This is a genomic window from Synechococcus sp. 60AY4M2 (assembly GCF_002760375.1).
In the GTDB taxonomy this organism is placed as follows: Bacteria; Cyanobacteriota; Cyanobacteriia; order Thermostichales; family Thermostichaceae; genus Thermostichus.
In genome coordinates this window covers 1-11,491 of record NZ_AUMZ01000002.1, presented here as the reverse complement: position 1 = coordinate 11,491, position 11,491 = coordinate 1, and the positions used below count along the sequence as shown (strand labels likewise).

Annotated in this window: 8 protein-coding genes and 1 pseudogene; 5 read left to right on the top strand and 4 right to left on the bottom strand. The window is 58.7% G+C overall.

Annotated elements, in window-relative coordinates:
• Nucleotides 1-91 precede the first annotated feature (91 nt).
• A pseudogene (locus SYN60AY4M2_RS13790) lies at nt 92-1,171 on the top strand (ABC transporter ATP-binding protein); the annotation flags it as partial.
• Between the two features lie 39 nt (nt 1,172-1,210).
• A complete protein-coding gene (locus SYN60AY4M2_RS13785) occupies nt 1,211-2,479 on the top strand; it encodes a class I SAM-dependent methyltransferase (RefSeq protein ID WP_099813429.1) in 1,269 nt (422 codons plus the stop codon).
• A 30-nt stretch (nt 2,480-2,509) separates the two neighbouring features.
• Here the strand turns inward: SYN60AY4M2_RS13785 and SYN60AY4M2_RS13780 are convergent, their stop codons facing one another.
• Both SYN60AY4M2_RS13780 and SYN60AY4M2_RS13775 read right to left on the bottom strand, forming a co-directional pair.
• Nucleotides 2,510-3,376 (bottom strand): hypothetical protein, encoded by an 867-nt coding sequence (locus SYN60AY4M2_RS13780; protein WP_099813427.1) that lies wholly within the window; start codon nt 3,374-3,376, stop codon nt 2,510-2,512.
• Nucleotides 3,377-3,407: 31 nt separating this feature from the next.
• Nucleotides 3,408-4,004, bottom strand: a complete 597-nt coding sequence (locus SYN60AY4M2_RS13775) for a hypothetical protein (protein WP_143596966.1) — start codon at nt 4,002-4,004, stop codon at nt 3,408-3,410.
• A gap of 138 nt (nt 4,005-4,142) precedes the next feature.
• Here SYN60AY4M2_RS13775 and SYN60AY4M2_RS13770 point away from each other — a divergent pair, with 138 nt between their 5' ends.
• Genes SYN60AY4M2_RS13770 through SYN60AY4M2_RS13760 form a run of 3 tightly spaced genes read left to right on the top strand, consistent with a single transcriptional unit; the run spans nt 4,143 to nt 7,720 of the window.
• On the top strand, nt 4,143-5,654 hold the full coding sequence (locus SYN60AY4M2_RS13770; RefSeq protein ID WP_099813423.1) for an FkbM family methyltransferase: 1,512 nt from the start codon (nt 4,143-4,145) through the stop codon (nt 5,652-5,654).
• A gap of 21 nt (nt 5,655-5,675) precedes the next feature.
• Nucleotides 5,676-6,545 (top strand): FkbM family methyltransferase, encoded by an 870-nt coding sequence (locus SYN60AY4M2_RS13765; RefSeq protein WP_099813421.1) that lies wholly within the window; start codon nt 5,676-5,678, stop codon nt 6,543-6,545.
• 20 nt (nt 6,546-6,565) lie between these two features.
• The gene (locus tag SYN60AY4M2_RS13760) at nt 6,566-7,720 is read left to right on the top strand and encodes a hypothetical protein (RefSeq protein WP_099813419.1); all 1,155 of its coding nucleotides are present in this window, start codon (nt 6,566-6,568) and stop codon (nt 7,718-7,720) included.
• Here the strand turns inward: SYN60AY4M2_RS13760 and SYN60AY4M2_RS13755 are convergent.
• On the bottom strand, nt 7,707-10,550 hold the full coding sequence (locus SYN60AY4M2_RS13755) for a tetratricopeptide repeat protein (RefSeq protein ID WP_168173613.1): 2,844 nt from the start codon (nt 10,548-10,550) through the stop codon (nt 7,707-7,709). The genes SYN60AY4M2_RS13760 and SYN60AY4M2_RS13755 overlap by 14 nt on opposite strands.
• A gap of 26 nt (nt 10,551-10,576) precedes the next feature.
• On the bottom strand, nt 10,577-11,491 hold a 915-nt coding region (locus SYN60AY4M2_RS13750), incomplete at its 5' end, for an RNA-guided endonuclease TnpB family protein (RefSeq protein WP_099813415.1).

The following is an 11,491-nucleotide window of genomic DNA, read 5'->3' as shown; positions in this document are numbered from 1 at the left end:
GGTCAGGACTTGGGTCATGGTTCTATTGTAACCTCGCATTCCTCCCGGCACTGACCCTACGGGTACAGTGCGGGGCTCCTGCGATTTCTAGCTGAACATCACCGTCGAAGACGGGGAATTTCTCGTCTTTGTCGGTCCCTCCGGCTGCGGCAAAACCACCTCCCTGCGCATGCTGGCCGGCTTGGAAGAAGTGAGCGACGGCTCCATCTACATCGGCGATCGACGGGTGAACGATGTCCCCCCCAAGGATCGGGATATCGCCATGGTCTTCCAGTCCTACGCCCTCTACCCCCACATGACCGTGGCCGAGAACATGGCCTTTGGCCTCAAGCTGCGCGGCCTGCCCAAAGCAGAGATCGAAAGCCGCGTCCGGGGGGTGGCCAAGCGGCTGGGGATCGAACACCTGCTCCACCGCAAGCCCAAGGAACTTTCCGGTGGGCAACGGCAGCGGGTGGCCGTCGGGCGGGCCATTGTGCGCAACCCGGCGGTGTTTTTGATGGATGAGCCCCTCTCCAACTTGGATGCCAAGCTGCGGGTGCAGGCGCGGGCCGAGATTAGCAAGTTGCACATGCAACTGGGCACCACCTTCATCTACGTCACCCACGACCAGGTGGAAGCCATGACCATGGGCAACCGCATCGCCGTCATGAAGGATGGCCGCCTGCAGCAGGTGGATACCCCCCACACCCTCTACACCCGCCCTGCCAACCTGTTTGTGGCCGGGTTCATCGGCAGCCCCGCCATGAATTTCTTCCAGGCCAAGCTGCGGGAACAAGAGGGCACCCTCTGGGTCGATACCGGCGCCTTCCGCGTGGCCATCCCGCCCCACCAGGCAGAGCCCTATTGGCAATACGTCGGCAAGTCGGTCATCTTCGGCATCCGCCCGGAAAACATCCACGATCCCCAGTACCAACCCCCAGGGATCCAGCCCGCCCGCGTGCGGGCCAAAGTCTCGGTCGCCGAGCAGATGGGCAGCGAGGTCATCCTCCACCTCAGCGCCGCTGACCCCGAAGGGATCCTCCCCGAGCAGGAGTTTGTGGCCCGCGTGGATCCCCGCACCGAGCTGCGCGTCAACCAATGGGCCGAAGTGGTCTTCGACATGGATCGCTTCCACCTTTTTGATCCCCAGACCGAAGAGCGGCTGGGATCAACACAGGCCCTGTTCAGTTAAGGATTGGCTACCATAAGCTCCAGAGAAAAAGGGATCCCTATGCCGGAGCAATCCACTTCCAAGTTGGTTCAGGCGCAGTTTGACGAATTTCCCTACCCGAATGTCCCGATTGAGCAGACGGTTACGGATAACTTCGCGCTTTTTGCCAACAGCCTCACCACCGCTTACTATCGCCGCAACCGCAAGGTGGTCAAACCCGAGGGCAAAGTGATGCTCAACGCCGGCTGCGGCTCCGGCTGGGAAACGCTGGTTCTAGCCACGGCCAATCCGGGTGCTACCTTTGTCGGGGTGGACATCTCGGCAGAATCCCTGAAAATGGCCCGGCAGCGCCTTGAGTTTCACCAGATCCCGGATGTACGCTTCGAGGTGATGGATATCACCGATATGAGGGCGCTGGGGCAACAGTTCGACTTCATCGCCTGCAACGACGTCCTCTACCTGCTAGAGGATCCGGTGGCCGGGCTCAAAGGCATGCGCCAGGTGCTAAAGCCAGAGGGGATTATCCGCACCAATGTCCACAGCCTCTATCAGCGGCAGTTTATTTTCAACATGCAAAATGCCATGGAGCTGCTGGGGGTGATGGATGAGCCCGCTGCCAAGGCTGTCCCCATCCTCAGGGAGCTGATGGATGCTCTCCACGAAGGCAGCTTCGTCAAAAGCCACTGGAAGGGGGACGCCATCAAAACCACCAATGGGATCCTGGCCAACTTTCTGCTGCGCAGCGACAAAGGCTTTACAGTGCCCCAGGTGTTTGAGATGCTGCGCCAGGCCGGGCTGGAGTTCATCAGCATGGTCAATTGGCAGCAGTGGAAGCTGGAGCGAGTCCTCACCAAGCCAGTTCCCTATACCCTACGCCACCTTAAAAAGCTCAGCCAAGAGGAGCTGCTGCACTTTATCGAGCTGATCTTTCCCAACCTAACCCGGCTGATCGATTTTTGGTGCGGCCATCCTCGCCCCACCCCACCAGCCCCTTTTACCCTGGAAGAATGGCGAAACGGCTCCGTGCAGGCCCATCCCCTGTTGATCCGTCTCAATGCCAAGGCTGCCTTTGAGAATGCCATCCGCGACAATGGCCCGGTCAACATCAACGGCTGGCCCGGCTCCGAGGGCAACATCACCATCGATCCCTTCTCGGTGCGCTGGTTGATCGATGTTTTTGGAGAAGAGCCTGTTCCTGTACAGGCCCTGGCGGCCAAGGCGCTAGATCTCATGGATTGGACCCCCGAAGAGGCCTTTAACCAAGTGGTGGCCAATCTCAAGTTCCTGGAAGAGCGGCTGGTGGTGCTGTTGCACTCGCCCCTGCGTTAACAGGACTTGCTCCCTCAGGAGCTGTCCCACCTAAGGCTGGGATCCGGATCCCTCTGAGTCTGCTTTGAGTACCCTGATTTGCTCGGCCCGAATGGCCGCCGGGATCCCCCCTTCCGCATCGACGTTGACGGCGAACCGAACGGTGCCTTCCATTTCCACCACATCTCCCGGGAGCAGATCCAGCCAGCTGGCAGAGCGGCCAAGGCGAGTCACTTGCACCTCCTCAGCGGGAACCACCGAGACCCACGTGCCCGCGTAGCGCTCCAAGCTGGGGCTGACTTTTTCCAAGTTGACCCCAATCCAGCCCTCCTTGCGGTTGAGCAGCCGCACCGTCCCAGTTAGTTGGAAAGGCTGTGCTTCTTCCGCTAACTTGATTGGCTCGTAGAGAACCTCTGTATTTAAAGGCTGCAGCCGAGCCAACTCCACCCGCCACCCTTGAGCCTGGCGATAGAGGGTAACCTCCATAACTGCGCGCAGCCGACCCTCCGGCAAAGGCTCGTAGAAGCCCAACTGGGAGCGAAAAGGGCGAAACCGGGGATCCTCCCGATCCGGCTCTGTTAAAAATCGTTGCAGCTCCTCGGCAGTGAACTGGAAACGCAAAGTCGGCACCACCGCTTCTGGCTTCAGGATTGCCTCCACCCGGAAAATGGCCGTATTGCCCACCGCTTGAATGGGGGTGAGGGTAAACTCCTCCGCTGAGGGCCACGATTGATCCAAGGCCCCCGGAGGGATCCCTTTTAGCAGCCGCGGAGTGAGCAGGGCTTCTGCGGTGGCAAAATCGCGGGCATTGGCCGCCTGGACAAACTCCCGCAGCGTTTCTTCAGCCGTTTTGGCCTGCCAACAGCCCCCCAGAGGCAGCAAAGCCAGCACCAGGAAAAACCACGCTCTCACATCCACACCCTCCCCAATCTCCCTGCAGGTAACAGTCCTAGGGGTTCTCGGTTGGAGATGCAGAATTTTCACCGGGATCCGCTGCTTCTGTCTCTTCTGGGTTTTCCGACTGGGATCCCGAAGCAGCAGGTGGCTTATCCGGCTGCCACACCTCAATCCGCCAGCCGCGGTCTTGCTGGTAGAGGGTGATCTTGACGCGGGAGGTTACCGTCTCTCCCTCCAGGCGCAGACCCACCAACTGCGGGGCCAACTGCTGATAGGTGGGATCCGCCAGATCCGGCTGGGTCAAATACTTGCGCAACGTCAAGGGATCCAGCCCCAGGCGCTGGGCCGCATCCTCCAGCGAGTCGGTGCCCTCCACCCAAACATAGGCCGTCTTCCCGGTCACCTCTTGGTTGCGCACCTGCACGTTCTCCCCCACCGTGCCCCAAATCGAAGGCAGGGATCCCGGCCGGAGGGCATTGCTGAAGCGCTGGGTCAGGTAGCTGTCTGCCGTGCCCCAGTCCCCCTTCTCGGCAGCAGCGATGAAAGTGCTCACCACCTGGTCAGGAGTTTGCACAGGAGCTGCCTGGGTACAGGCGATCCCTCCTGCCAGGGCGGCAGCAGCAATCCAGACGGGGAAACGGCGTACCATGAACATCCCTCAACCACAAGCGGCATCGCTCTCCCAGGTTACCAAACTTTTTCCGCCTTCTCTTCTGCCTGTTCAGGGAAGACCCAGTGCAGCTCCGGCAAGGTGGTAGGATAATTCAGCAGCTTAGTTAGCGAAGCCATGGGGATCCCCACCACTGCCGATGAATGTAACGAGCTGGGCATCTCTCACTGCTTGAAGGCCCAGCAAGCCAAAACCTCGCGGGAGCGACGTGCGGCTTGGGCCCTGGCTTTGGCAGCTTGGCGGCAGGGTTTGGATCTCGATCCCAATCATCTCCCCTGTCAGTTTAATCGCCTCCATGCCCTTTTGGCCTTGGGAAGCGGCTACACGGCCCTCCAAGAGGGAAAAGAGCTGCTCTCCCGGCTGTTGACCCAGCGTTACCTAGAAGATCCCAGCTTGGGCCTAACCGGATCCCAGCCCAAGCTCGCTTGGGATCCCCCCCGCTTGGCTTTCGCCGGCAAAAAGGCCCGCCGCTCTTCTAAGGCCGCTTCTGCTTCCCGCCTTGGCCCCCGCGAGCGCTACCTCCACACCCTGGCCCGTTGGCTAGCCCACCACAGCGGAGTCGTTTACCGACCGGAGCCATTGCCCTACTGGCGGCTGGCTGCAGCCATTGACCCAGAGGATCTAGAGGCGCAAATGGTGGTTGCCATGAATGCGGCGGCCCAAGCGCAGCCGGAAGGGGCTTTCTTGCTGCAGAAAATAGCCGACCATTTCCCTGGGCAGAAGGACAGGGCCCTGCAAGTGCTGCAACTGGCTCTAGATCGCTACATTCCGCAGAAGGATCCCTCCAAGCCGGAGCCAGATTCAGAGCCGGAAGCAGAAACACCTCCTGAAAAAAAACCAACCTCCGATGCTGTGGCCGAGATAGAAATCTGGGCTCAGTATGAGGGGTACAAGCTGAGGCTGGAGCCAGACCTTAAGAGCATTGCAACCTTTGTCCTCCTGGCTCAAGATCGCTGGTTTGAGAGTGAAATCGAGCTGTGTCGGCAAATCCTCAAGCCGGGCATGAACGCCATTGACGTTGGGGCCAACGTTGGCGTTTATACTTTTCTATTTGCCCGCTGTGTGGGCGAGTCTGGAAAAGTCTATGCCATCGAGCCCACGCCGGGATGTTTGCAGTGCTTGCGGGCAACTGTTGCTCAAAACCAACTCGATCCCTCTGTACAGGTCGTGGAAGCTGCAGTTGGCGAAGAGCCTCGGGAAGTTTATTTGGTTTGCGAAGGGGCCAGCGTTTTCAACCGCATCGTCACGGATCCCATGTCGGTTGTAGAAGAAACCAAGCCGGTGCAGCAAATTACCTTAGACGAGCTGTGGATCTCAGAGGGCAGCCCCGACATTGATTTGCTCAAAGTCGATGTGGAAGGGGCAGAAGTTCCCGTTTTGAAGGGGGGGAGAAAACTTATCGAGACCTGCAGCCCGGTAATCCTGTTTGGAAACCAAAATGTCGGCCAGTTTTCAGGTTTGGAGTCGGCGAAGCTTCTTGCCGAATTGGGTTATCTCATTTATGTCTATAACCCAGTGATCCAAGATCTCAGCATTGTTCAGGCCTCTGTCCAACCGCCAACTGCGTCAAACTTGGTTGCCGTGCATCCGAATCGCTTTTCTCTGGCGAGCAAAGCTGGTCTGATCTAGCCGTTTCTGTGGAGTAGAGTAATGCCTTTCCCGACTAGCGAGATCCTCGATAAAGACATGCCTTTTATCCGAATTGTGGACGTGGGAGCAGTGTTTCTGGGCGGCGATAACTTCGACAAGCTGGTTCAGGAAGGACATGCCCAGGTGATAGGATTTGAGCCCCAGAAGGAAGAGTGTGAAAAGCTCAACGCCAGAGCCCTAGCCGAGGCTTCTCGCGCCGACAAAGTGAAGCGGCAGTACTTTCCCTACTTCATTGGGGATGGATCCCGCCGCAAGTTCTATTTCACCAATACCGGCTACACCTCCTCTCTTTATGAGCCCAATCAGGAGCTGGCCCAGCATTTTGAGAACTTGGCGGAAGTTTGTCGGGTAACTCGGGTTGAGGAAGTCCAGACCACCCGCTTGGATGACATCCCCGAGCTGGGCGAAGTGGACTTTCTGAAGATGGATGTTCAGGGAGCCGAGCTGGATGTTATCCGCGGTGCCAGCAAAACCCTACAGCATGTAACTGTCATCCAAACCGAGGTGGAGTACATTCCCCTCTACAAGAATCAGCCCCTTTTTAGTGACGTGGATATTGCCCTTAGGGAGCAGGGTTTCTTGCTCCACGGCATGACGAGTAACTGTGGCGCTTGCCTTAAGCCCTTCTCGGCCAGGACCTATCGGCCCTACACGCAAGTCCTCTGGTGCGATTATGTCTACGTGAAAAACTTCATGCACTTAGATCACCTCTCTGCTCGTCAGCGGCTGGCCATGGCAGTAGTCTTGCACGAGGTTTACCTCTCCTATGACCTAGTGGCTTTCATTCTAGGCGTTCACGATCAAATAGCTAAGACGCGCTACAAAGACTTCTACCTGGCCAAGATGTTCGCCGCTCTCAACGTCTCTTAACTAGATTAAGAGGGGGAAGGATGATCGTTATCGATGGGGTGATATGGCAGTCGGGAGGGTTCTTCCGCTCGCCAGCTTTAGATCAGTCCTATCTCTGGCTAAGCCTCATTGAAGAGTGGGTGAAGGCAAAGAAAGCGACGCAGTTTGTGGTGCTCACCCGTGGCCAGACTTGGCTGCCGCCGGGAACTTTTTTTTCGGAGATCCCTCGCTTTAGTTTCGAGGAAGCCGCAGAAGATCGCACTGGCTTGCAGAGTGTCTGCGACCAACTCGAGGCACGCCTGTTTCTTTCCACTGGCTACACCACTCCCCTTTCCACCCCTTCCATTGCCTTTGTTTACGATCTGGAGGCAGAAGCCGGCAGCCAGTTTTCTTCAGAGTATCTGGAGAAAAAAAATGCCATCCTAGCTGCTTCCCACTACATTGTCTTTTCCGATGAGGTTCTAGCTGGCCTTAGAACCTACTACCCCGGCATTCCTCCAGATCAGATTTCGCTGGTCTACCCTGCTATTGAGGGCTGGGCCAAGCCTGCAGCACCCGATGCCATGGCCGAGTTTCGCCGCAAGTTTCAGTTGACTCGCCCTTTTTTCTTGGCCGTCTTGCCCGAACAGCTGGCTGATTACCGTGGCATCCAGGCTGTCAGCCAAGCTTGGGAGATCCTGCAGGGCCAAAGGCTCTCCCGCACCGAGCTGGTCTTTGCCTTTCCCAGTCCTCTGGAGGTGGATCCTGTCAAAGCGCAACTGCCCCAAAAACAAGGCATTCGCTACCTCAGCCTGAACAATCCCGAGCTTGCCTGCGCCTATTCCTCGGCTCTGGCGCTGGTTTTCCACTCCACCTTTCGGCCCAGCAGCCCCCTTGAGGCGATGGCCTGCGGCTGTCCTGTGGTGCATTACCGGGATGAGCAGCCAAATGCCTCCGGCTCGGAGTCGGCAACTGCCTCTGGAGAGAAAAAAGATAAGGATCCCTTGCAGAACTCGACAGCCCTGCTCTGCCAAGGCTCTCTTCAAGAGCTGGTTGACGCCTTGCAGCGCATTCAAAGCTACCCGGTGCGCTCTCCCCTCATTGCCAAGGGGTTGGAACAGGCCAAGGAGCTGAGCTGGGCAACAGTGGCCGCCAAGCTGTGGGACATTTTCGAGCAGGTGGCTCCTTCGGAATCCGAGGAACCTACTGACCGCTGACCACCAAGTTTTTCCACATCTGCCAATAGGCCCGCTCTAGGGCGCGGGCATGGCTTTGTGGATCCCGCAGGGGCGATTTCTCCATCATGTCTCGCAGGTTGTGGCGCAGATGCCGCAGCCGCTCCAGGTCATTGGCCAGGTTGACGGCGATCTCCACATACTCTTCCGGGGTTTGGGCCACTAGCTCCGGCAGCCCCACGTTAGTGAGAATGGAGACTCCCACGCGGCAGACGTGGGCATTCCCCGCCAGGACAACCACCGGCGCGCCGCCCCAGAGGGTTTCACAGGTGGTGGTGGTGCCGTTGTAGGGGAAAGGATCTAGGCCAATGTCAATCTCGCTGTAGATCTGGAGATGCTCTGGAATGCTGCGGCGATCTCCCACCAGGTGCACCCGCTGCCGATCCACCCCGTGCCGCTCGAAGTGCCCCCAGAAGATCTCGCAGACGCTGCGGTCGGTGTAGCGCATGTTTTTGAGCAGGATGCGGGCATTGGGCAGCCGCTTGAGGATCTCCGCCCACACGGCCACCACGTTGGGGGTAATTTTGGTGGGGTTGTTGCAGCAGCCAAAGGTAATGTAGCCCGCCGAGAGGGCCGGCAGCTCGGAAACCGGCGGAAAGATATCCACAGGGTTGTAGCAGAGAAAGCTTTTAGGCAGGCGCATCAGCTTTTCCGTGTGGTATTTCTCCGTCATGCCCGGCGGGTCGGCATAGGCGTCGGTGATGCGGTAGTCCACCAAGGTTAAACCAGTGGTGTTGGGGTAGCCCAGATAGGTGGCCTGGATGGGGGCAGGTTTGAGCGCCAGCACCCCCAGGCGGTTGTAGGCGGTGTGGCCAGCCAGATCCACCAAAATGTCGATCTTGTCCTCGTGGATGAGCTCGGCCACTTCCACGTCGGAGCGGATCTTGTAGATATCCCGCCAGCCATCGGCCTTCTCTTTCATCCGCTCCGTCACCATGTCTGAGTGCGGTGTGTTGGAATAGCAGTAGATCTGGAAGCGCTCGTGGTCGTGGTGGTTATAGACATGCTCAAAGAACATGCTTACCGAGTGCAGCTTGAAGTCGCCGGAGATGTAGCCGATGCGCAGAGGCCGCTTTAGGTCGCGATCCCGGTGGTAGGGCCGCCGCAGATGGGCCACTGCAGCCTGAGTGGCATCCCCCCACTTCTTGTGCTCTCGCAGCGTCTCTTCGGGATCGAAATCGGGAGCGTAGTGCAAGCCCATGAGGATGTTGCCGTGGAAGGCGATCACCCCCGGCGCCAGCTTGGCCGACTTGCGGTAGGCTTGGATGGCCTCCTCGTGGCGGCATTGCTGGAGGAAGGTGCCTGCCAACCCTGCATAGGTGGAAGGATCCTCGGGGTTGATCTCCAGGGCGCGCTGGAAAGATTCCAGTGCCTCGGTTAGGCGGTTCAACTCTTTGTAAACGGATCCCAGCGCCCGGTGAACATCCAGGAAGTCCGGCTTGAGGCGGGCCGCTTCCTGCAAAACCGGCAGGGCCTCTTCGTTGCGGTGCTGGCTTTGCAACAACAGCCCCAAGTTGCAGTAGGCTTCTCCCAGTTCTGGGTCGTGCACCAGCGCCTGCCGGTATTGAATCTCTTCTTTTTCCGGCTCGTTCAAATGCCGATAGGCTAGGCCCAGGTTGTTGTAGGCCAGGGCAAAATCGGGCTTGTGCTCTAGGGCCGCTTCCAGCAAGGGGATGGCCTCCTTAAACCGCAGTTGATCCAATAGCAGGCAGCCGGCCTCGAAGTAGGCCTCGGCCAGGTTGGGCCGCACACCCAGAGCGCGGCTGAGGTGGGCCATGCTGTCTAGCAGTCCATTGGAGAACACCTTGCGCAGCTTGCGATCTGACAGAAGGTTGGCCAAGCCGCGATGGGCCTCGGCGTAGTCTGGCTGCAGGCCAATGGCCACGTGGTAGTAGTCCAGCGCCCGTTGCGGCTGCTTCAGCTTGCGATAGGCTGTGGCCAGGTTGAAGTAAACCCGCGGGCGATCCGGCTGCAGCGCCAAAGCCGCCCGATAGGCTTCAATGGCCGCCTCCGGCTGATCCTGCTCCAGCAGGGCGGTGCCCAGGTTGATGTGAGCTTCCACCAAGTGCCTATCCAGCTCCAGCGCCTGGCGGAAAGCGGCAATGGCCTCCTCCCATTTCCCTTGCTCTGCCAAGGTCAAGCCCAAGCCATTGTGCAAGGCCGCTTGCTGCGGATCCTGCTCCAGGAGCTGCCGATAGAGCTCAGCGGAGCGCTCCAACTGCCCGGCCTCGCGGCAGAGCTCCGCCAACTGCTGCGCCCGTTCGGGGGTAAGCTCGGCTGCCAGGGCTTGCTCCAGATGCTCAATGGCCGTTGCCAGCCGCCCTTTTTGCCGCTCAATGTGGGCCAAATCTGTCAAAATCTGAGGATCTTGGGGCTGCAGGGCCAGGGCCCGCCGGTAATACTCCTCGGCTTGGTCATACTGGCCCAGTTGAAAGTGGCAGAGGCCCAGGTTGAAGAGGGCCTGCAGGTGATCCGGCTGCAGCGCCACCGCTTGGCTGTAGCATTCGATAGCTGCTTCCCGCTTGCCCAGCGCTTGATATACAGCGCCCAAGTTGCTGTGAAAAGCTGCCTGCTCTGGCCGCAGCTGCGTGGCCTTGGCCATGTGGGCCGCGGCTTCCTCAAGGCGGCCCGTCTGGTAGCAGAGGATGCCTAGAAAATGCAGAGCCTCGGGCTGCTCGGGCTGGAGAGCCAGCACCTGACGGTAGGCCGCTTCCGCCTGCTGCAGCTCCCCTGCCTGGTGGTGGCGGATGGCCACTTCCAAAGTAGCTATCAGCGCATCGGGTGTCACTTGGCCTGGATCCCTAGATTTCATAACCTCTAATCCTACACCCATGTAAACTACCCGACCCTGACTGCTTCACAGTACAGGGCGGGCTTTCGGCAGCCCTGCAGTTGGCAAGCCAACCACGAACCTCTAGGCTGGTTTACGGCAGCCCCCAAAAGCGCAATCACCTTCGCACCGTTAAAATCCGCATCCCCTTCCCAACCGCAGTGCCCGCATTTGAACTGCTTACCCTTGCGATAGGATTGAGCGGAGTCGGGATGAATATGCAGGCACTTGTGGCAGATCTGCGAGGTATAGGCCGCAGGGACAGCTACCACTTTGACACCCGCCCTCACAGCCTTGTATTCGATAAACCGCCGCAGCTGGTAGAACGCCCAGCTATTGCTACGCCGCCGCTCCTCACGACTGCGGGGGTGTTGATTGGTGCGTTCTCGAATGCCGCTCAAGTCCTCAATTGCAATGCAGGCAGAAAGAGATTGAGCTGCTTTAACGATGCGCTTAGCGATACTGTGGTTCACCCAAGCTTGAAAGCGTCTCTCTTTGCCAGACAGCCGTTGCAGCAGTTGACGGCATCGCCGCCTGCAACTGCGGGTGCCCTTACTGGCCTTGCGCTGAAGAGACGCTCTTAACCGACAGTAGTGATCTCGGACTTTGTTCAGCTGCTGTCCATTCCAGTTGTCTCCTTCGGAGGTATGTGCAATGTCTCGCCGTCCCAGGTCAACACCAATCACCTTGTCGGTGTTCTGTTGCTTGGGGGGCTCTGCCTCGACACAAATCTGGATGGAGTAGGAGCCGTCCTTCCGCTGGACTAGGGTGGCCGATTTGGGGTTAGAGCCAGCCAGCATTCCCCTCTGGTAGTTGCCAATGGCTAGCTCAAAGCGTTCTCTCCCTTCCACCGTGGTCAGCGACACCGTCCAGTCTTTTTGACGGAACGAAAAGATACGGGCGTCGTAGGTAACAAAGCCGCT